Raw genomic sequence first — 20,454 nt, forward strand, 5'->3', positions numbered from 1 at the left:
AGGAGCGGCTCCCATGGCCACAGGACGTGCCGATGAAGACTGACGCGCCCATCAGACCCCAGGTCTCCCTGCGCCCCATCCGGCGTGGTGTCGAGGCCTTGCCCCTGTTGCTGGCCCTGCTCCTCAGCGCCCTGCTGTGGGCGGCGGTGGATATCATCCTCGCCCACGAGAAGGAACGGGAGCTGGAACACGGCTACCGCCAGCTGGACTATCTGCGCCGCACCTTCCAGGAACACAGCCACAACACCCTGACCACGGCGGACCAGATTCTCCGCCTGCTCAAGGCCGAGTTCGAGGAGCGGCCGGGCACCCGGGAGTTCAGCGAATTCCGCCGGGCCCTGGAGCACAGTTCCATCTTCGTCCAGCTGGGGGTGATCGGGGCCGACGGCGAACTGCAGTGGAGCAACGTCCCCTTCAAGCAGGTCAACCTGAAGGACCGGGAGCACTTCCAGGTCCATGTGGACCGGGACAGCGGCCAGGTCTTCATCAGCAAGCCGGTGCTGGGCCGGGCCTCGGGCAAGTGGTCGATCCAGCTCTCGCGCCGCCTCAACCACCAGGACGGCAGCTTCGCCGGCGTCGCCGTGGCCTCGGTGGACCCCCAGTACCTGGCCCGCTTCTATCAGGAAGTGGGGCTGCAGGCCGGCACCGTGCTGGGCCTCATTGGCTACGACCGGGTGCTGCGGGTGCGCGTCACCGACAAGGAAACCGCCATCGGCCAGACCCTGAGCGACGGCGCCCCCCTGCTGCGGGCCCTGCACCAGGGCAGCGACGGGCGCTTCCGCGCCCCCAGTTCCTTCGACGGCACCATGCGCCTCTACAGCTACGGCCAGATGCCGGGCCTGGCCCTATCCGTGGTGGCGGGTTTCGACGAGGCCCAGGTCCTGGCGCCCTACCAGGAGCGGGCCCGCAGTTATCGTCGCATCACCGCCGCCAGCACCGCCGCGCTGCTGCTCACCGGGCTGCTCCTGTGGTGGCTGCTGGCCCGCCTGCGCCAGGCGCGGCAGGAAGTGGAGGCGGCCCACGCGGTCTTCTCCGCCTCCCCCGATCCCATGGTGATGCTGCAGCGGGACCCCGGCGGCCACTTCCACTATCGCTATTTCAATCCCGCCGCCCTGACCCTGGCCGGCCGCCGCGCCGAGGAAATGCAGCACCATCCCCTGGACCAGGTGCTGACGCCGGAAGATGCCCTGCGCCGCCAGCTGATGCTGGAGCAGACGGTGCGCAGCGGCCAGGTGCAGGAGGCCGAACAGACCACCACCTACCCCAGCGGCGAGCGCACCGTGCGCTGGACCGCGGTGCCGGTACACGATGGCAGCGACCACATCAGCCACGTCGCCCTGATCGGCCACGACCTCACCCAGCTGCGGGAAGAGCAGCGCCAGCTGTGGCTCTCCGACGCCATCGTGGCCCAGACCCACGAGGCGGTCATGGTCACCGATGCCAGCGAGCGCATCTTCCGCGTCAATCCGGCCTTCTGCCTGATGACCGGCTACGCGCCGGAGGAGGTGGAAGACCATTCCCCCGGCCTGCTGGCCTCCGGCGTGCACGACGCCGAGTTCTACCACCACATGCACCAGGCCCTGCAGAGTCGTGGTTTCTGGCAGGGGGAGGTGTGGCAGCGGCACAAGGACGGCCATCTCTTCGCCTGCCTGCTGGATATCTCGACCCTGCGCGACGGCGAAGGCCGCCTCACCCACTACGTGCACGTCTTTTCCGACATCACCGAACAGAAGCATCTGGCCGAGCAGATGGAGCACCTGGCCCATTTCGACGGCCTAACCCAGCTGCCCAACCGCAACCTGTTCCAGGACCGGCTCTGCCAGGCCCTGGCCCGGGCCGAACGCAACGGCACCGGCCTGGCCCTGATGTTCATGGACCTGGACGGTTTCAAGGCGGTGAACGACAGCGCCGGCCACAATACCGGCGACCGCCTGCTGGTGGAGGTGGCGCGGCGCATCACCAGCGTGCTGCGCAAGGTGGACAGCGTCTCCCGCCAGGGCGGCGACGAATTCACCGTGCTCCTGGAGAGTCTCAACAACGGCCAGGGCATTGCAGAAACGGAAGAGGCGGCGCGACGCATCATCGCCGCCATCAACGAGCCGGTGCTGCTGGACGGCCGCAGCTTCCGCGTCGGCGCCAGCATCGGCATCGCCTTCTACCCGGCGGACGGAGACAACGTGGAACTGCTCATGGCCCGGGCCGATGCGGCCATGTACCAGGCCAAGGCCCGGGGCAAGAACCGGCATCTGTGCTGGACGCCGGAACTGGCCCCGGGAGAGGCCTGAGGCCAGCCCTTCAGGTAGTGGCCAGATCCACCTGCTGCAGGGAACCGGCCTCGCCGTTCTCGGCCAGCCAGACGCCGGTCTGGCGCACCTGGCCCTGCTGCTGGTTGTCCCCGTCCTTGAGGCTGAATTCGCTCTGCACCGAGCCCAGCCAGAGGGCGCCCACCCCCGCTTCCTGCAAGGTCTGCAGGCCGGTGCTCTGGCCCTCCTGACCCGCCTTTCCGGCTGCCGCCGTGTCGGCACCGGGCTGCCACAGCCGCAGTTGGGAATAGATGGCGTCGGCTTCGTCGATCCAGTTATTGCCGTCCGTGTCGTAGGCCTTGAGATCGGCGAAGCCGTTGCCGGAAAGGGCGCCGAACAGCTCCCGGCCGTCGTTGATGGCGCCGTCGCCGTTGCGGTCCAGGGCCAGGAAGGCGGAGCCCCGGCCGAGGCCGGCCACCGACTCCTCGTCGCCGTCCGCATCCAGGTCGAATTCGAAGCGGGTGTCGGCCAGCTCGGCCGCCTTGCCGGGGAAGTTGAGCACCAGGGGATCTTTCAGTTCCCAGGTACCGCTTTCCTTCCGTTGGTAGTCGGCCTCGTACTGGCGTTGCATGGCCACCTCCAGGTCGAAGTCGATGCAGCGGCCGTCGGCGGTGCGCACGCTGCCGCTGGCGCAGACCGTGGTGGATTCGCTTTCCCGCACCTTGAGGTTGGTCTCCGACTCCCAGGTCATCACCCACACCCGGGGTGTCTGCGGCTGAGTTGGAGCGCCCCCCGCCGCCGGTGCACCGGCTGACGTCCCTTTGCCCTGGCCCAGGTCGGGCAGGCCGGTGCTGTCCTCGTCCTTATGGCAGCAGCAGTCCTTGCCTCCGGCGGTGAGCATGGCAAACAGCCGGGTGATCATCTCCTGCAGCAGCTGGTCCACCCTGCGCCGACGGCTTTCGTCGCCACTGGCGATGGCGCCGCTGCTCCAGCTTTCCAGCACCAGGGCGATGGCCGAATCTCTCGGCTCTACCTCCTGAGCGACGATCTTGCCGTCCTTGGTATAGCTTTCCAGCATGTTCTTGAACTCCTCGTCACGCCCGAACCGAAAGACATAGCTGCTCTCCCGGGTTTCGCTGGCCGTGCGCTGACAGCTGATATCCATCTGGCAATCCTGGATTCTCATGATTTCTCTCCACAAAAGCCCGGCCCGGAATGGGCTCGGGCCAGAGCCTCTGCAAGAGTCTTGCCAAATGTAAAAAACCTTGTGTTTCAGCGGATTGACGCGAAATTGAGGTATTCCATCGGGCTTGCCGGCGGCAATGATGGACGGTCTTTGCGGCAGGATGTGGCTGGGGGTGGCCGGCAATGGCCGCCGCCCCGGCTTCAGAATTCCAGGGGGTCCACTTCCAGATGCCAGCGCAGGCGGGAGGGCGCCTTGATGCCTTCGAGCAGGGGCCGCCATTCGGCCAGGAAGGCCTGCAGGGCGGGGCGGGAGGTGGATTCGGCGAGCAGTTGGGCCCGCTCCAGGTTGGCCCGGCGGGCCATGCGCATGGGCACCGGGTCGTACAGCAGCACCGGGCCGTTGCCGTTGAGGTCGGCCCCCAGGGCCCGGGCCTGGGCCAGGTACTCCAGGGCCGGCCCCATCTCCGGCGCCTCGGCCCGCAGCATGACCTGGTAGGAGTAGGGCGGAAAGCCGGCACTGCGCCGCTCTTCCAGCTGGCTGGCGGCAAAGGCGGCGAAGTCGTGCTGCTGCAGGGCGCCGTAGAGGGGATGTTCCGGGTGTTCGGTCTGGATCAGCACCTCGCCGGGCAGTTCGGCGCGGCCGGCGCGACCGCCCACCTGCATCAGCTGGGCGAAGAGGCGCTCCGGGGCGCGCCAGTCGGCGGCGAAGAGGGCCGCATCGGCGCCGGTGACGCCCACCAGGGTGAGGCGGGGAAAGTCGTGGCCCTTGGCCAGCATCTGGGTACCCACCAGGATGTCGGCCTCGCCGGCGTGGATCTTTTCCGCCAGGGCTTCCCACTGCTTGCGGCTCTTCGCCGAATCCCGGTCCACCCGCAGGATGCGGGCCTCGGGAAAGCGTTCCTGCAGGGTCGTCTCCAGGCGCTGGGTGCCGCGGCCGAAGGGATGGATGTCCTGGTTGCCGCAGCTGGGGCAGGCCCGGGGAATGCCGTTCTCGAAGCCGCAGTGGTGGCAGCGCAGGCGCCGGTCGGCCAGGTGCAACACCAGGTTGGCGGCGCAGCGGCGGCAGCGGGAAATCCAGCCGCAGGAAGGGCAGGCCAGCACCGGGGCGTAACCGCGCCGGTTGAGGAACACCAGGCTCTGCTCGCCCCGTTCCAGGCGCACCTGCAGGGCCGCCAGGAGGGCCGCGGAAAGGCCGTCCTGGAGCTTCTCCCGGCGGGTGTCCAGCAGCCGCACCGGCGGCAGGGAGGCGGCGGCGTTGGCCCGGTCCGCCAGGGTCAGCAGGGTGTAGCGCCGCGGCAAACCCTCGCCGGTGGCATTGGCCCAGGTTTCCAGGGACGGCGTCGCCGAGCCCAGGACGATGGGCACGCCCCGCTGCCAGGCGCGGAACACGGCCACGTCCCGGGCCGAGTAGCGCATACCGTCCTGCTGCTTGAAGGAGGGATCATGCTCCTCGTCCACCACGATCAGGCCCAGGTCGGGCAGGGGCGTGAAAATGGAAAGGCGGGTGCCGAGGACGATGCGGGCCTCGCCTTTGAAGGCCGCCTTCCAGTGCCGGGTGCGGGCGGCCTCGGTGAGTTCGCTGTGCAGGCTGACCAGGCCGACGCCGGGGAAGCGGCGCCGCACCCGCTCCTCCAGCTGGGGCGTCAGGTTGATTTCCGGCACCAGCAGCAGGGCCTGATGGCCGCCGGCCAGGGCCGCCTCCACCAGGCGCAGGTACACCTCGGTCTTGCCCGAGCCGGTGATACCGTAGAGCAGGAAGGGGGCGAAACGGGGCGCCGTGCCCACCCCCGCCGCCAGTACGGCGGCGACGGCCTCGGCCTGGCCCGGGGTCAGCTCGGGCGCCACCTGGGGCGCCTCCACCTTGACCTTGGCCTTCACCGCCCGGGCCTTGGGCGGATCGGTACGGCGCAGGCCCACCGGCAAAGCCGCCAGCATCACCTCGCCGATGGGGGCCTGGTAATAGCTGCTGCAGAATTCGGTGAGGCGGAACCAGTCCGGCGGCAGGGGCGGCACGTCATCCCGCAGGATTTCCGCCGCCTTCAGCTTGTCCAGGGGCAGGTCCCCTTCCTCGTCGGCGCCGAGCACGGCGGTGATGACGCCGATGCGCGTGCCCCGGCCGAAGGGCGCCCGCACCCGCCGGCCCACGTCGTCGGGCTGGGCGTCGGGGGCCAGGTAGTCGAACTGGCGGTGCAGGGGAACGTCGAGGGCGACGCGGATGACAGGCATGGGGATGGGCAAAGGGGCCGGCGACACATCACCGGCAAGGCCGGAAGCTTAAGGGATCGGGGGCCTTTGGGAAAGGCCGGCGGACCGGTGGGGATCTTCCGGGCCGGGCCCCGCTTCCACGGGCGGGATCTCGGCCCAATGCACAGCCCAACTCTCAGCCCAAGTTAGGGGCACAAGTTCGCCGTCTTTCTCCTGAATAGGAGCCAAGCCCTTTGCCCGAAAGGACTTTTTCACTTACTCACAATTCCTGTGGATAACTTTGTGGATTGTGCCGGAATAATTTTGCTAAGCAGGCCCCCCGCAAGGGTTTTTGTCACTTTGCTGCAAAATAAGGCACTCCTATCGCCCTTATAAATCAACAACTTACAAATATGCCCAAAGTAATAGCCGGCCTTTTGTAACAAATCGTCACCGCGCCCTCTTTCTGTGCATAAGTCAAGGGGAAGGAGCGAAAAAACTTTGGGGAACGGTCCCGTCCCCGAGTTATCCCCGGAATGGGGCAGGGGAACTGGAGGATGGCGAGGGCTAGGAGGAAAAGCAGGCGGGGAGCCGCTGACGGCAGGGGCCTCGTGGGGAAGGCCGACCCCCGCCATGCGGCGGGGAGGGGGATTGCAGACCGGCGCCCCGGGCGGAGCGCCGGGCAGGGCTGGATCAGCCCTGCTGCCGCAGCTTGCGGCTGTGGCCGTGCACCGCTTCCACCAGCGCCGTGACGTGGTCCGGCGGGGTGAACTGGGAAATGCCGTGGCCCAGGTTGAAGACGTGGCCGGTCTTGCTGCCGCCGGCGGCGTGGTAGGAATCCAGCACCTTCTTGGCTTCGGCCTGCACCACTTCGGGGGAGGCGAACAGCACATTGGGGTCCAGGTTGCCCTGCAGCGCCACCTTGCCGTTGGTGCGGCGGCGGGCTTCGCCGATGTCAATGGTCCAGTCCAGGCCCACGGCGTCGCAGCCGATGGCAGCGATCTTCTCGATCCACAGGCCGCCGCCCTTGGTGAAGACGATGCAGGGAATCTTTTCCCCGTCCTTCTCCTTGGTCAGGCCGGCAACGATGCGGCGCATGTACTGCAGGGAGAATTCCTCGTAGGCCGCAGCGGAAAGGCCGCCGCCCCAGGAGTCGAAAATCATCACGGCCTGGGCGCCGGCTTCGATCTGGGCGTTGAGGTAGGAGGTCACGGCATCGGCGGTCACCGAGAGGATGCGGTGCATCAGGTCGGGACGGTTGTAGAGCATGGTCTTCACATGCCGGTAATCGTCGCTGGAGCCGCCTTCCACCATGTAGCAGGAGAGGGTGTAGGGGCTGCCGGAGAAGCCGATGAGGGGCACGGAGTTGTCCAGGGCGCGGCGGATCTCGCTCACCGCGTCGGTGACGTAGCGCAGGTGCTCGTAGGGGTCCGGGGCCTGCAGGTCGCGGATGGCCCATTCTTCGCGCAGGGGCCGCTCGAACTTGGGGCCTTCGCCTTCGGCGAAATAGAGGCCCAGGCCCATGGCGTCGGGCACGGTGAGGATGTCGGAGAAGAGGATGGCCGCATCCAGGTCGTAGCGGGCCAGGGGCTGCAGGGTCACTTCGCAGGCCAGGGCCGGGTTCTTGCACAGGTCGAGGAAGCTACCGGCGCGGGCCCGGGTCTCCCGGTATTCGGGCAAATAGCGGCCGGCCTGGCGCATCAGCCACAGGGGGGTGTAATCGGTGGGTTCCTGCAGCAGGGCGCGCAGGAAGGTGTCGTTGCGGGGTCGGGTCACAGGGGGCTCCGCCGGGTTAGCTAGAAAGACCCGGATTATCCTTCGGAACCCCCACCCCTGTCATTGGGATAGATCAAGCCGCCCCCAGATCGGCCGACCTCACTTGCGCCAGAAGGCCGGTGTCAGCACCACCAGCAGGGTGAAGATTTCCAGGCGGCCGAGGAGCATGGCGAAGGAGCAGACCCAGGTCTGGAAGTCGCTCAGCACCGAGTAATTGGCCGCCGGGCCCACCGCATCCAATCCCGGGCCCGCATTGTTGAGACAGGCCACCACAGCGGAGAAAGCGGTGACGATGGGCAGGTCGCTGGCCGAGAGCAGCAGGGTCAGGCTGACGATGGTCACCATGTAGATGAAGCTGAAGGCCAGCACCGCGTGCAACACCGGATCGGGCACGATGACGCCCTGGATACGCACCGGATGCACCGCCGTCGGATGCATGGCCCGCACCAGTTCCCGGAACACCTGCTTGTAAAGGATGACGGCCCGCATCATCTTGATGCCGCCGCCGGTGGAGCCGCCGCAGGCGACGAAGCTGCAAAGGAACAGCACCCACAACTGGGCGAACATGGGCCACATGGTGTAGTCCGTGGTGGCAAAACCCAGGGAGGTGGCCAGGGAAATGACGTGGAAGGCGGTGTAGCGCAGGGCCGTACCGAAGCTGTCGTAGAGACCGTAGGGCATCAGGTAGAGGGCCAGACCGACGGCGCTGACGGCCAGTACGCCGAGATAGAAGGGCAGTTCGAAATCCCGCTGGTAGGGCTTCAGGCTCCAACCCCGCAGGGCGAGGAAATGGGTAGCGTAGTTGATACCGGAGAGCAGGGCAAAGCCCATGGCCACCAGTTCGATGGTCAGACTGTTGTAGTAACCCAGGCTGGCGTCCCGGGTGGAAAAGCCGCCCAGGCCAAGGATGCTGAAAGCGTGCATGAGGGCATCCCACCCTTCCATGCCGGCCCACCACAGGGCCAGGGCGCAGAGCACGGTGAACAGCAGATAGACGCCCCACAGCCCCTTGGCGGTTTCGGCAATGCGCGGCGTCAGGCTGGAATCCTTCATCGGCCCCGGCAGTTCGGCCTTGAACAGGGCCCGGCCGCCGATGCCCAGCAGGGGCAAAATGGCCACCGCCAGCACGATCACCCCCATGCCCCCCAGCCAGTGCAGGAAGGTGCGCCAGAAGTTGATGGAAAGGGGCAGGGAGTCCAGCCCCGACATCACCGTCGCCCCGGTGGCCGAAAGGCCGGAGGCGGCCTCGAAATAGGCGTCGGTAAATGAGATGTCGGGCAGGAAAAGCAGCAGGGGCAGGCTGGCGAAGAGGGGCAGGATGGTCCAGGTCAGAGCCACCAGGAGAAAGCCGTCCCGCACCCGCAGGTCCTGGCGGTAACGGCGGGTACAAACCCACAGCAGCAGGCCCACGCCCATGGTCACCACGATGGCCTCGTCGTAGGCCGCCGTGGCGCCATCCTGGGCGTAGGCGGATACCGCCAGGGGCGCCAGCATGGTCAGGCCGAAAATGAGGACGATCAGGCCCAGGATATGGAAGACGGGATAGAAGCGGCGCATGGTGCCCCCGTCAGAGAAAGCCGAAGCCGACCTGGAACAGTTTTTCCACCTTGTGCACCAGCTTCTTGTTCACGCAGAAGACGATGACGTGGTCGCCGGACTGGATCACCGTGTCGCGGTGGGCGATGACCACGTGGCCGTAGGCCTGGATGCCCACCGGGCCCTGGTAGCCGATGATTTCCGGCGTCTCCAGGTCGCGCACGATGGCGGCGATGGTGACGCCCTTGGGCAGGGGAATCTCGCCCAGGCTGCGACCCACCACCCGGGAGGAATTGCGGTCGCCGTGGGCCACCAGTTCCAGGGCCTCGGCGGCGCCCCGGCGCAGGGAATGGACCTGGGAGACGTCGGCCCGGCGCACGTGGGCCAGCAGGGTGCCGATGGAGACCTGGGCCGGGGAAATGCCGATGTCGATGGGGCCGCCCTGCACCATGTCGGCGTAGGCGCGCCGGTTGATCAGGGCCAGCACCCGCTGGCAACCCAGGCGCTTGGCCAGGGAGGCGGCCATGATGTTGTCTTCGTCGTCGTTGGTGAGGGCGAGGAAGAGGTCCATCTCGGCGATGTTCTCCTGCTCCAGCAGGTCCTCGTCCGTGGCGTCGCCGCACAGCACCAGGGTGTCGCCCAGGCGTGGCGCGATCCATTCGGCCCGGCTGCGGTTGTGCTCCACCAGCTTCACCTCCAGGCGCTGCTGCAGGGCGGTGGCCACCCGGTAGCCGATGTTGCCGCCGCCGGCGATCATCACCCGCTTCACCGGCCGCATCATGCGCCGCAGCTCCCGCAGCACCGGGCGGATGTGCTCGCTGGCGGCGATGATGAAGACTTCGTCGCCGGCATGGATCACCGTCTCGCCCTCGGGGATGATGGGCTGGTCCTGGCGGAAGAGGGCGGCGATGCGGGCATCCACCTGGGACGGCAGGTGCTCCCGCAGCTTGCGCACCGGCTTGCCCACCAGGGCGCCGCCCTCGTAGGCCCGCACCGCCACCATGACCAGGCGGCCCTCGGCGAACTCCAGCACCTGCAGGGCCTCGGGGAAATCCACCAGGCGCACGATGTAGTCGGTGATGTTCTCCTCGGGGCAGATGGCGAAATCCACGGCGAAGTTCTCGTCGGAGAGAAGCTGCTCGTCCTCGAGGAAATCGGCGGCCCGCAGGCGGGCAATGCGGGTCGGCACGTTGAAGCGGCTCTTGGCGATCTTGCAGGCCACCAGGTTGGTCTGGTCGCTCTGGGTCACGGCGATGAGCAGGTCCGCATCGTCCAGGCCGGCGTCGCCGAGGATGGACGGCAGGGCCGCATTGCCGCACACGGTGCGCAGGTCGAGCCGGTCCTGCAGGGCGGCCAGGCGCTCCCGGTCGTTGTCCACGATGGTGATGTCGTTGGCCTCGTGCACCAGGGCCTCGGCCACGCTGGCGCCGACCTGGCCGGCACCGAGAATGACGATCTTCATGCTTCCCCCAATGTCCTGGGCCGGCCATGGGGCGGCCGGCGGGAACCTGTTCTATTGCGTCGAGTGTAGCGCCGGCGGGGAAGGGCGGGGCGTGGACTGCATCACGCCCAGGCGGATCAGCCCTCGCCGCCGCGCTTGCCGGTGCTGACGCCCAGTTGCTTGAGCTTGCGGTAGAGGTGGGTGCGCTCCACCCCGGAGCGTTCCGAAACCCGGGTCATGTTGCCCCCTTCCTGGCGCAGGACGTGTTCGAAATAGAGTTTCTCGAAGGCGTCCCGGGCTTCCCGCAGGGGCTGGGAGAAAAGGGGCTCCAGGGGCGTGCTGGCGGCCTCGCCGTCGGTGGTGTGGAGCAGGCCGGCCACGTCCTCGGCGCTGATTTCCTCCTCCAGGGCGGTGAGGGCCAGGTTTTTCACCGCGCCCTGCAGTTCGCCCCAGCCATCGGCGCTCCAACGGTGCATGCGCAAGGCGTTGAGGGCGGCGCTGGAGAAATGGCGGGCCGGCGCTTCGCCCCGCTCCATCAGGTGGGAAAGCAGCAGGCCGGCGATTTCCGGCACCTCGTCGGCATGGGCGGAAAGCTGGGGCAGGGCCACCCAGACCTCGCCGAGACGGGCTACCAGAGCCGCATCCCAGCCGGTTTCGAGCAAGGACTGGAGCGGCTTGTGGCAGGCTACCACCAGTTGCAGCTTGTACTTCTCCAGGCGCTCCAGGGCGAAGGCCAGGTTCATCTGCTGCAGCTTGCCCAGGACCGCCAGGTCCGGCACGAAGAGGATGCCGCCGGAGGCCTGTTGCAGACGTTCCTGGGTCAGGGGCCCGGATTCGGCGGCCAGGTCGAGCCAGGGCGCGTGGGGCGCCTGCAGGGTGCGGGCGCAGATGTCGGCGATGGCGCCGGCGCCGCCCTTGAGCAGCAGCACCGGGGCGCTCTTGGCCGCCTGCTCCAGGCGCTTCTTCAGGTCCTTGAGCAGGGGCAGCTTGGCCAGGGCATCCAGGGTCAGGGGCGGCTTGACGGTCTGGGCGTCGTGCTTCAAGGCCTTCTTCACCGTGGCCAGGAGCTTCTGCAGGGCAATGGGCTTTTCCAGGAATTCCACGGCGCCGTGGCGGGTGGCCTCCACCGCGGTGTCGATGGTGCCGTGGCCGGACATCATCACCACCGGCATGGTCAGCAGGCCCGAGGCGCCCCATTCCTTGAGCAGGGAAATACCGTCGGTGTCGGGCATCCAGATATCCAGCAGCACCAGGTCCGGGCGCTTCTCGGCCCGCAGGCGGCGGGCGGCCGTGGCGTTTTCCGCCAGCCAGATGTGATGTCCCTCGTCCTCCAGGATTTCCGACAGCAGTTCCCGGATGCCGATTTCGTCGTCCACAACCAGTATTTGAGCCATGTTGCTTGAGATCCTCGGTTTTCTTATGGGTTGGCCAGGGGCAGGCGGATGCTGATCTGGGCGCCGCCTCCGGTGCCGTTTTCATGCTTGTTGGTGATGTCGATGCGGCCTCCGTGCTCGTCCACGATCTTGCGCACGATGGCCAGGCCCAGGCCGGTGCCCTTGGGCTTGGTGGTGACGTAGGGTTCGAAGGCCCGGGCCAGGATTTCTGCCGGGAAACCGGGGCCGTTGTCCTCCACTACCAGGCGGGCAAAGCGCCCGGCCGGCTCGGTGGCGAGGCGGATGGCCGGCGCCGGCTGCTCCGCCAGGGCGTCCTCGGCGTTGCGCAGCAGGTTGTGGATGATCTGCCGCAGCTGGGTGGCGTCCCCCAGCACCGGCGGCAGGTCGCCGGCCAGATGCACGTCGATGCTGGCGTGGGAGGTCTCGTAGAGCCCCAGCACCTCGCCCACCAGGGCGTTGAGGTCGAGCACCGCCAACACCGGCGAGGGCATGCGGGCGTAGTCGCGGAAGTCGTCCACCATGCGCTTCATGGCCTGGACCTGGTTGATGATGGTCTGGGTGCCCTTGTTCAGGGTCTCGGCCGCGGCCGCATCCAGCTTGTCCTCCAGCTTCATCTGCAGGCGCTCGGCGGAAAGCTGGATGGGAGTGAGGGGATTCTTGATCTCGTGGGCCAGACGCCGGGCCACTTCGCCCCAGGCAGCGCTGCGCTGGGCGGCGATGAGCTGGGTCACCTCGTCGAACACCACCACGTAGCCGCCGCCGCTGCCGGCCGGCAGCTTGGAGCCCCGCAGCAGCAGGACCTGGGGCGCCAGGCCGGGGCGGTCCAGCTCGACCTGGGTCTGCCAGTCCTCCTCTGGATGGGCGGCAAAGCCGTCGCGGATGGCCCGGCCCAGCAGGTTCTGCCGGGGCCAGGCTTCCACCGGCTCGCCGGAAAGGCCGACGAAGTCGTCACCAAGGATGGTGCTGGCCCCCGCATTGATGGCCCGCAGGACGAAGCGGGCATCGAAGGCGAGAACGCCGGCGGAGAGGTTGGCCAGGATTTCCTCCAGATAGGCCCGGGCCGATTCCAGTTCGCTGCGGTGCCGCTCCGTCTCCTTGCGGGCATCGTCCAGCTGGCGGGTCATCTGGTTGAAGGACTGGGTCAGCACCCCCAGCTCGTCCCGGCTGTAGATGGCCTGGCGCGGCGTGAAGTCGCCGGCGGCCACGGCCTGGGTGCCCTCGGCCAGGATCGAAAGGGGCGCCGAAAGGCGCCGGGCCAGCACATAGGCCACGGCAATGGCGGTAAACAGGGACAGCAACAGGGCCAGGGTCAGGGTCAGGGCGTAGATGTGGGTGAGGCCGCTGCGGGCCAGGGACAGCTCCTGATAGTCCCGGTAGACGTCCTGCACCGCATCGGCATTCTCGGCGATGGCCGGCGGCACCCCCTGGGTCAGCTGCAGGATGCGCGGCTCCTCGGTCAGGCCGTAGCCGGGAATGCCCACCAGCACCCTGAGGGTCATGTCCTTGCCTTCACCCTCGATGGAACCGATACCCCGGGAAAGACGGGCCTGCTTCAGCTGGGCGGAAGAGGGCAGGGAGGGCAGCAGGGAAGAATAGTCGCCATTGGCGCTGGCGATGACCTGGCCGTTGGCGGCGAAGAGGGCCGCGCTTTCCACCCCGGCCTGGTCGCGCAGGCGGTTGAGCAGCAGGCGGCGGGTGCCGTCGGGGCGGTCGGCCAGCTCCTGGGCCATCTGCCGGCCCTTTTCGGTGAGGTCGGAAAGCATGGCGTCGAGGGCGCTGCGGCCCAGGTTGAGGCCCGACTCCAGGGCGGTTTCCACCCGCACGTCGAACCAGCTCTCGATGCTCTTGGTGACGAACTGCACCGACACGGCATAGATGGTGACACCGGGCACCACCCCCATGAGGGCAAAGAAGACCAGCAGGCGTAGCTTCAGGCGGGAGCCGAAGACCTTGGCCCGGTGCTCCTTCCACAGGGCCCGCAGCTGCCAGGCCACCAGGCCGGCCAGGGCCAGGGCCACCAGACCGTTGAGGGCCAGCAGCCAGGGATAGTTGCGGGCGAAGAGGGCCGTATTGGCCGAGGCCGAGGCCAGCAGGAAGAGCAGGATGCCGCCCAGGGCGGCGACGATGACCAGGAGGACTCTCACTTGGCGCCCTCCCGCGGCGGCTCTTCCCGGGGCACGGAGAAGGGCCAGTTGAGCCAGTCGGAAGCCAGGTTCCATTCCCGGTTGGCCAGGGCGGTCAGCTGGAAGGGCTTGGGCAGCTGGGAGGGATCGAGGCGCAGGCGCAGGGAAGCCTGGTAGGTTTCCCCGGGCCGGAGGGCCACGGACTTGTCCAGCACCGTCCAGTGGCGCAGGCGGGAGAGGATGCGCAGGGCCTCCTCCAGGGAGGAGAAGTTCTGGTGCAGGGCACCGGAGGAAAGGCGGTACTGGCGGGTGAGGGCGTTGTAGGAGAGACGCAGGGTCTGGCTGCGGCTGGCCACCTTGTCGTCCAGCCAGTACCAGCGGACGCGGGTCAGCTCGAATTCCACCAGGAAGTTGAGCACCACCCCCCGGGTCACCGCCTCTTCCAGGCGGGAATTGAATTCGAAGGCGAAGTCGGCGGAAAGGGTGTAGCCGTCGTCCCCCGGGGTGAGCTGGGGATTGCGTACCTCCACCTCGCTCGCCGCCCCCAGGGCAGCCCAGAGACAGAGCCAGCAGATGGCGAGGAGCTTAAGCGGTCTTTTCCAGCAGCGCATAATAGAAGCCGTCATGTTCACTTCCTGGCAACAACTGCAACTCGTCGGCACCGTCGATGCCGATGCGGCGGGCATCCCCGTGGCGCGCCAGGAAGGCGCTCACCTGCTGGCTGTTCTCCTCGGGGAAAACGGAGCAGGTGGCATAGAGCAGGCGCCCGCCCACCGCCAGGGTCGGCCACAGCACCTCCAGGATCTGCCGCTGCACCCGGGCGAACTGGGCGATGTCGGTCTCCCGCCGCAGCCATTTGCTGTCCGGATGGCGGCGCACCACGCCGCTGGCGGAACAGGGCACATCGGCCAGGATGCGGTCGAAGGGGCGGCCGTCCCACCAGTCGTCGGGGCAGCGGGCATCGGCAGCACGCACGACGGCCCGAAGGCCCAGGCGGCTCAGGTTTTCCTCCACCCGGCGGCAGCGCAGCCCGTCCATGTCCAGGGCCAGCAGGTCCACCCCGGCCTGTTCAAGAATATGGGCCGTCTTGCCGCCGGGGGCGGCGCAGGCATCCAGCACCCGCTGGCCGGCCCGGGCGTCCAGCAACTCGGCGGCGCGCTGGGCGCCCCAGTCCTGAACCGAGACAAAGCCATCGAAAAAGCCGGGCAGGGCATCCACCGGCACCGGCTTCTGCAGCAGCAGGGCGGCGCTGCCCAGGGGTACAGCGGCAATCCCGGCGGCGTCCAGGCGAGCCTGGTATTCCTCCCGGGAGCCCCGGGCCAGATTGACCCGCAGGGTCATGGGCGGCTGGCCGTTGCCGGCCGTGGCAATGGCTTCCCAATCCCGGGGATAGGCCCGGCGCAGGCGGGACAGCCACCAGTCGGGATGCCACCAGGCCCCCGACGGCTTGCCGGCGGCCCGGGCCAGCAGCTCGGGCCGCTGCCGCAGATAACTGCGCAGCACGCCGTTGATCACCCCCCGGAAATTGCCCTTGGCCAGGGTGGCGGCAGCGGCCACGGCCTGGTCCACCACCGTGTGGCTCTGCTCCGGCCGGCTCTCCAGGCGGTACAGAGCGCACAGCAGCAGGCTCTGCAGCTGGGGTTCGGGCAGGGGCTTCTGCAGCAGGGCCGCCAGCACCGCCTCGCCCCAGCCATAACGGCGCAGGGCGCCGTAGGCCAGATCCTGGGCCTGGGCCCGGGTCGGCCCCAGTTCGCCCTTGGCCTGCTGCGCCAGCACTTCGGTCAGGCTGCGTCCAGCCTGGACGGCAGCAACGGCTGCACTGGCCAGCAGCAGGGCGCGGGCCAGGGAATCGGGTGCCGGCTCCGGAGCGGAGCGGACAGGAGAAGGGCGGCGGGCGGCGGGCGGGGAGTTGCGGGAAGACAAGGATTGCGGGCTCAAAAAAATCGGTAAAAAAGGCTGCCGGAAGTACATCGGCGTAGTCGAAGCAGTTTAGCATGGCCTTTCTGTCGCTCCGGCAGCACCGGAGCGGTTTTCGCCACTTTTCCCGCCGTCGCGGGTCCCTCGGGCCCGGGGCACTTTTGGGCGATAATCCGGCCATGCACACCAACACCTCCCTGACCCGCTACGCCTGGCTGTCCATTGCCGCCGCCATCGCCACCATCTTGCTCAAGGGGGCGGCCTGGTGGTGGACCGGCTCCGTCGGCCTGCTTTCCGATGCGCTGGAATCCTTCGTCAATCTGGCCGGCGCCCTCATGGCCCTGTGGATGCTGACCCTGGCGGCCCAGCCGCCCGACGAAAAGCACGCCTACGGCCACAGCAAGGCCGAGTATTTCGCCAGCGGCTTCGAGGGCCTGCTCATCCTGGTGGCGGCCCTGGCCATCGCCCACACCGCCATCAACCGCCTGCTGAACCCCCAGGCGCTGGAGCAGGTAGGCGTGGGCCTGGCCATTTCGGTAGTGGCTTCCCTGGTCAATCTGGGCGTGGCCCGGGTTCTCCTGGCCGCCGGCAAGCAGTACGGCTCGGTCGCCCTCAAGGCGGACAGCGCCCACCTCATGACCGACGTGTGGACCTCCGTCGGCGTCATTGCCGGCGTGGCCGCCGTGGCCCTGACCGGCTGGCTGTGGCTGGACCCGATCCTGGCCCTGATCGTTGCCACCCACATTCTCTACACTGCCTGGCACCTGATCCGGGATGCGGCCGCCGGCCTCATGGACGCTGCCTTGCCGGAAGAATTCCTCGGCAGCCTGGAAAGCACCTTGTTGCCCCACCGGCAGCAGGGCATCGGCTTCCACGCCATCCGCACCCGCCAGGCCGGCACCCGGGCCTTCATTTCCCTGCACGTGCTGGTGCCGGGGGAATGGACGGTGCAACGGGCCCACGAACTGGCCGAGCAGGTGGAGGAGGACATCCGCCGGGCCATTCCCGGCGCCCACGTCACCACTCATCTGGAGCCTCTGGAAGACCCCCTGTCCCACCAGGACATCGACCTGGACCGCTGATGCGAGCCAAGGCGCTGCTCCTGATCCTGGGCATCGGCCTCGGCGCGCCTCCTGCCCTGGCCTGGAACGTAGCGGGGCACCGCATCAGCGCCAGCATTGCCTGGAACAGGCTGTCCGTCCCGGCACGCCAGCAGGTGAGCCGCCTGCTGCAGGCACACCCGGACCTCGCCCGCTGGCAACGGCAACAGAAGCACTACGGCAGCCTGGAGCAAAGCCGGGTGCTGTTCATCGAAGCCTCCACCTGGGCCGACGACATCCGTCACGACAGCCGCTACCACGACAACGACGCAGAGACGCTTTCCGACACGCCGGACATGATGGCCCGGCATCGGGACTGGCACTACGAGAACCTGCCCCTGACGCCTGGGCGGGGCGGGCCGGAGGAGCGGGCACCGCAGCGGGGACAGCTGACTACCCGCATCAAGCAGTTGTCGACCCAACTGGCCGACCGGCGCCTGGGCGACCCGGAGCGGGCCTACGCCCTGGTCTGGCTGATTCATCTGGTGGGCGACATCCACCAGCCCCTGCACGTGGTCAGCCGCTACGACGAGGAAGGCAATCCGGATGCCGGGGGCAACGACCAGTCGGTGATCGACCCGGCCAACAACCGCAGACCCGAAACCAGCCTGCACACCTATTGGGATGATCTGCCGGGACCCTCCCGGCTGCGGGGAAACCAACTGCTGGATGCCGCCCAGTTAATGGACTCCGACATTCAGCACACACCACAGAAAACGGTTGCCGCCTGGCGGCAGGAGTCATTGCAACTGGCACGCACCCGGGTTTATCCCGGCATCGACAGCAATCTGGTGCCGGTACTGGATGAACGTTACAGCAGGCAAGCCAAGGCAGTCGCAGATAGACGGCTGGTTGAAGCAGGGCGCCGGCTGGCCGGACTGCTCAACAGGATATGGGGTAAGTGACGTTTCACGTGGAACAAAGCCGGCGAACGCCGCCGGGTGTTTCACGTGAAACAGGGCGGTGAGGACCGCCCTGTTTCTTTTGGGAAATTGTCAGCGGGCCAGCTGACGCAGCCGCGCAATGCGTTCTTCGGTCGCCGGATGGGTGGAAAACAGTCCGGCCAGACCACCCCCCGACAGGGGATTCATGATCATCATCTGGGCCGTTTCCGGATGGGCCTCCGCCGCCGGCATGGGAATGCCCCGGGCGTAGGCATCGATCTTGGCCAGGGCATCGGCCAGGGCCAGGGGGTCGCCGCTGATCTGGGCGCCGCCCCGGTCGGCCTCGAATTCCCGGGCCCGGGAAATGGCCATCTGGATCAGGCTGGCCGCCAGGGGCGCCAACAGGGCCACCAGGATGCTGGCCAGGGGATTTGCCGGTCGACCTTCTTCGTCCCGGCCACCGAAGAACATGGTGATATTGGCAAGGGCCGAAATGGCGCCGGCCATGGTGGCGGAAATGGTGGAAATGAGGATGTCCCGATGCTGCACGTGGGCCAGTTCGTGGGCCATGACGCCCCGCAACTCCCGCTGGGAGAGCATCTGCAGAATGCCGGTGGTCGCCGCCACCGCGGCGTTCTCGGGATTGCGGCCGGTAGCGAAGGCGTTGGGCTGAGCCTCGTCGATGATGTACACCCGGGGCATGGGCAACCCGGCACGGCCGGCCAGCTCCTTCACCATATTGTAGAGATAGGGGGAGGAAGCCTCGTCCACCTGCTGCGCGTTGTACATGCGCAGCACCATCTTGTCCGAATTCCAGTAGGCGAACACATTCATGGCGCCGCCCAGAAGCAGGGCGATCACCATGCCCTGGGCACCGCCCACGGCGCCGCCGATGACACCGAAAAGGGCGACGATGGCCGCCATCAGCAGGGTGGTCTTGAACCAGTTCGCACTCATCTCAAACCTCCGGACAATCTTGTATGGGTGGTTAACTCGGGGCGCCTGTCGCCAAATTCAAGCCGCCGGCAGTTCGAACCGCGCCCCTGCGGACACGCCGTGGCCGGCGAGGAACTGGGCTACGGGCAGGCGTTTGCCGCCGGCTTTCTGCAATTCGGTCAGCAGCAGGGAGCCACTACCGCAAGCCACCAGGATGCCGTGCTTGTCCGCCGCCAGCACGGTACCGGGGACACCGCTTTCGCTGCGGGGCAGGGCGGCCCAGACTTTCAGGGGCGCACCGTCCAGCACCGCGGTGGTTCCGGGGAATGGAGTGAAGGCCCGGATCTGCCGATCCAGCTCGGCTGCCGGACGGCGCCAGTCCAGGGGCGCCTCGGACTTGTCCAGCTTGGCGGCGTAGGTGACACCGGCTTCGGGCTGGGCGACCGCCGGCAGCGGCAGGCGCTGCAAGGCACTGACAATGAGCTGGGCACCCTGCACCGCCAGCTTGTCGTGCAGGGTCTGGGACGTATCCTGGGCCGTGATGGCCGTACTGGCGGATAGGAGCACGGGGCCGGTATCCAGGCCCGCTTCCATCTGCATGATGCAGACGCCGCTTTCTGCATCGCCGGCCAGGATGGCCCGGTGGATGGGAGCCGCGCCGCGCCAGCGGGGCAGGAGGGAGGCATGGATGTTGAGGCAGCCATGGCGCGGAATGTCCAGCACGGCCTGGGGCAGGATCAGGCCATAGGCGGCCACCACCATCACGTCCGGTGCCAGCAGGCGCAGCTTCTCCTGGGCCGCCTCATCCTTCAGGGTCAGGGGCTGGAATACTTCGCTGCCCCGGGACAGAGCCAGTTGCTTCACCGGGGAGGCCTGCAGGGTCATGCCCCGGCCCGCCGGCCGGTCGGGCTGGGTCAGGACCAGGGGAATGTCGTGGCCTGCCTCGTAAAGGGCGGCCAGGGCCCGGGCGGCAAATTCGGGAGTGCCGGCAAAGACGATTTTCATGGGGGGAGAACCGGAAGGAAGGAGGGCAGGGGAGCAGAGCTGCTCCCCCGGAAAATCAGGCGGTGATGCGGGCCTGCTTGGCCAGCTTGGCCTTGATGCGGCCCTGTTTGAGCTGGGACAGGTGATCGACGAAAACCTTGCCCTGCAGGTGGTCCATCTCATGCTGGATGCAGACGGCCAGCAGGCCGTCCGTTTCCAGGGAACAGGCCTTGCCGTCCAGGTCCAGGTAACGCACGGCGATATGCTCGGCCCGCTCGACCTTGTCGTAAATGCCCGGCACCGAGAGACAGCCTTCTTCGCCCACCTGCAGCCCGTCGCGGTGGGTGATTTCCGGATTGATCAGCACCAGGAGTTCGTCCTTGGTTTCCGACACGTCGATGACAATCACCTGCTTGTGTACATCGACCTGGGTGGCAGCCAGACCGATACCCGGCGCCTCGTACATGGTTTCCGCCATGTCCCGGGCCAGGGCACGAATGCCGTCGTCAATTTTTTCGACCGGAACCGCCACTTTTTTCAAGCGGGGATCCGGGAAGCGCAAAATAGGGAGTAAAGCCATAAAAAGCTTGCCCGAATAATCTATTACATGCAGAATTTAAACCAAATCCCTAGATTCGGGACATGGGTGTGGACAACAAAAGGGCCGCCCTTGTTCCGGCAGCGCGAGGACGCCACGATGATTCGACACCTGTTCGGCCGCCCTGGCCTGAACCCCGCCCGCATTATAGCC

At 67.5% G+C, this 20,454-nt stretch carries 15 protein-coding genes; 3 read left to right on the forward strand and 12 right to left on the reverse strand.

What is annotated here, in order from left to right; all coding sequences use genetic code 11:
• Nucleotides 1-32 precede the first annotated feature (32 nt).
• Nucleotides 33-2,285 (forward strand): bifunctional diguanylate cyclase/phosphodiesterase, encoded by a 2,253-nt coding sequence (locus AC3QLZ_RS10960; RefSeq protein ID WP_014235911.1) that lies wholly within the window; start codon nucleotides 33-35, stop codon nucleotides 2,283-2,285.
• 10 nt (nucleotides 2,286-2,295) lie between these two features.
• On the opposite strand, the gene AC3QLZ_RS10965 is transcribed toward AC3QLZ_RS10960, so the two are convergent.
• From AC3QLZ_RS10965 to rsmB, 9 genes are all read right to left on the reverse strand, one after another.
• The gene (locus tag AC3QLZ_RS10965; RefSeq protein WP_050804254.1) at nucleotides 2,296-3,408 is read right to left on the reverse strand and encodes an SPM autocatalytic domain-containing protein; all 1,113 of its coding nucleotides are present in this window, start codon (nucleotides 3,406-3,408) and stop codon (nucleotides 2,296-2,298) included.
• Nucleotides 3,409-3,629: 221 nt separating this feature from the next.
• Nucleotides 3,630-5,654, reverse strand: coding sequence for a primosomal protein N' (locus AC3QLZ_RS10970; protein WP_014235913.1), 2,025 nt, complete (start codon nucleotides 5,652-5,654; stop codon nucleotides 3,630-3,632).
• A 651-nt stretch (nucleotides 5,655-6,305) separates the two neighbouring features.
• On the reverse strand, nucleotides 6,306-7,388 hold the full coding sequence (gene hemE / locus AC3QLZ_RS10975) for a uroporphyrinogen decarboxylase (protein WP_014235914.1): 1,083 nt from the start codon (nucleotides 7,386-7,388) through the stop codon (nucleotides 6,306-6,308).
• Between the two features lie 99 nt (nucleotides 7,389-7,487).
• On the reverse strand, nucleotides 7,488-8,945 hold the full coding sequence (locus AC3QLZ_RS10980) for a TrkH family potassium uptake protein (protein ID WP_014235915.1): 1,458 nt from the start codon (nucleotides 8,943-8,945) through the stop codon (nucleotides 7,488-7,490).
• A 10-nt stretch (nucleotides 8,946-8,955) separates the two neighbouring features.
• The gene (gene trkA / locus AC3QLZ_RS10985; RefSeq protein WP_014235916.1) at nucleotides 8,956-10,386 is read right to left on the reverse strand and encodes a Trk system potassium transporter TrkA; all 1,431 of its coding nucleotides are present in this window, start codon (nucleotides 10,384-10,386) and stop codon (nucleotides 8,956-8,958) included.
• Between the two features lie 116 nt (nucleotides 10,387-10,502).
• The gene (locus tag AC3QLZ_RS10990) at nucleotides 10,503-11,759 is read right to left on the reverse strand and encodes a sigma-54-dependent transcriptional regulator (RefSeq protein WP_014235917.1); all 1,257 of its coding nucleotides are present in this window, start codon (nucleotides 11,757-11,759) and stop codon (nucleotides 10,503-10,505) included.
• A 23-nt stretch (nucleotides 11,760-11,782) separates the two neighbouring features.
• A complete protein-coding gene (locus AC3QLZ_RS10995; RefSeq protein WP_014235918.1) occupies nucleotides 11,783-13,903 on the reverse strand; it encodes a sensor histidine kinase in 2,121 nt (706 codons plus the stop codon).
• Nucleotides 13,900-14,508, reverse strand: a complete 609-nt coding sequence (locus AC3QLZ_RS11000) for a DUF4390 domain-containing protein (RefSeq protein ID WP_014235919.1) — start codon at nucleotides 14,506-14,508, stop codon at nucleotides 13,900-13,902. Before AC3QLZ_RS11000 ends, AC3QLZ_RS10995 begins: the two co-directional genes overlap by 4 nt.
• The gene (gene rsmB / locus AC3QLZ_RS11005) at nucleotides 14,468-15,805 is read right to left on the reverse strand and encodes a 16S rRNA (cytosine(967)-C(5))-methyltransferase RsmB (protein ID WP_014235920.1); all 1,338 of its coding nucleotides are present in this window, start codon (nucleotides 15,803-15,805) and stop codon (nucleotides 14,468-14,470) included. The genes AC3QLZ_RS11000 and rsmB overlap by 41 nt, the downstream gene beginning before the upstream one ends.
• 173 nt (nucleotides 15,806-15,978) lie before the next feature.
• Between rsmB and AC3QLZ_RS11010 the strand changes: the two genes are divergently transcribed.
• Together AC3QLZ_RS11010 and AC3QLZ_RS11015 are read left to right on the forward strand one after the other, a co-directional pair.
• On the forward strand, nucleotides 15,979-16,881 hold the full coding sequence (locus tag AC3QLZ_RS11010; RefSeq protein ID WP_014235921.1) for a cation diffusion facilitator family transporter: 903 nt from the start codon (nucleotides 15,979-15,981) through the stop codon (nucleotides 16,879-16,881).
• Nucleotides 16,881-17,804 (forward strand): S1/P1 nuclease, encoded by a 924-nt coding sequence (locus tag AC3QLZ_RS11015; RefSeq protein ID WP_014235922.1) that lies wholly within the window; start codon nucleotides 16,881-16,883, stop codon nucleotides 17,802-17,804. Before AC3QLZ_RS11010 ends, AC3QLZ_RS11015 begins: the two co-directional genes overlap by 1 nt.
• Before the next feature lie 90 nt (nucleotides 17,805-17,894).
• Here the strand turns inward: AC3QLZ_RS11015 and htpX are convergent, their stop codons facing one another.
• From htpX to def, 3 genes are read right to left on the reverse strand one after another with little or no spacing between them, the layout of a single operon-like run.
• The gene (htpX, locus tag AC3QLZ_RS11020) at nucleotides 17,895-18,740 is read right to left on the reverse strand and encodes a zinc metalloprotease HtpX (RefSeq protein WP_014235923.1); all 846 of its coding nucleotides are present in this window, start codon (nucleotides 18,738-18,740) and stop codon (nucleotides 17,895-17,897) included.
• Nucleotides 18,741-18,797: 57 nt separating this feature from the next.
• Nucleotides 18,798-19,724, reverse strand: a complete 927-nt coding sequence (gene fmt, locus AC3QLZ_RS11025; RefSeq protein WP_014235924.1) for a methionyl-tRNA formyltransferase — start codon at nucleotides 19,722-19,724, stop codon at nucleotides 18,798-18,800.
• A 55-nt stretch (nucleotides 19,725-19,779) separates the two neighbouring features.
• Nucleotides 19,780-20,283 carry a peptide deformylase gene (gene def / locus AC3QLZ_RS11030; RefSeq protein ID WP_014235925.1) on the reverse strand — a complete coding sequence of 168 codons (504 nt, stop codon included), beginning with the start codon at nucleotides 20,281-20,283 and terminating at the stop codon, nucleotides 19,780-19,782.
• Nucleotides 20,284-20,454: the final 171 nt, after the last annotated feature.

The sequence above is a fragment of the Azospira sp. MPR-LB4 genome (assembly GCF_058809525.1).

Coding starts and splice junctions, on each gene's coding strand:
- AC3QLZ_RS10960 (WP_014235911.1), top strand. CDS start 33: ATGAAGACTGACGCGCCCATCAGACCCCAGGTCTCCCTGCGCCCCATC.
- AC3QLZ_RS10990 (WP_014235917.1), bottom strand. CDS start 11,759: ATGGCTCAAATACTGGTTGTGGACGACGAAATCGGCATCCGGGAACTG.
- htpX (WP_014235923.1), bottom strand. CDS start 18,740: ATGAGTGCGAACTGGTTCAAGACCACCCTGCTGATGGCGGCCATCGTC.
- AC3QLZ_RS11000 (WP_014235919.1), bottom strand. CDS start 14,508: ATGACGGCTTCTATTATGCGCTGCTGGAAAAGACCGCTTAAGCTCCTC.
- trkA (WP_014235916.1), bottom strand. CDS start 10,386: ATGAAGATCGTCATTCTCGGTGCCGGCCAGGTCGGCGCCAGCGTGGCC.
- fmt (WP_014235924.1), bottom strand. CDS start 19,724: ATGAAAATCGTCTTTGCCGGCACTCCCGAATTTGCCGCCCGGGCCCTG.
- AC3QLZ_RS10970 (WP_014235913.1), bottom strand. CDS start 5,654: ATGCCTGTCATCCGCGTCGCCCTCGACGTTCCCCTGCACCGCCAGTTC.
- def (WP_014235925.1), bottom strand. CDS start 20,283: ATGGCTTTACTCCCTATTTTGCGCTTCCCGGATCCCCGCTTGAAAAAA.
- AC3QLZ_RS10980 (WP_014235915.1), bottom strand. CDS start 8,945: ATGCGCCGCTTCTATCCCGTCTTCCATATCCTGGGCCTGATCGTCCTC.
- AC3QLZ_RS10965 (WP_050804254.1), bottom strand. CDS start 3,408: ATGGATATCAGCTGTCAGCGCACGGCCAGCGAAACCCGGGAGAGCAGC.
- AC3QLZ_RS11010 (WP_014235921.1), top strand. CDS start 15,979: ATGCACACCAACACCTCCCTGACCCGCTACGCCTGGCTGTCCATTGCC.
- AC3QLZ_RS11015 (WP_014235922.1), top strand. CDS start 16,881: ATGCGAGCCAAGGCGCTGCTCCTGATCCTGGGCATCGGCCTCGGCGCG.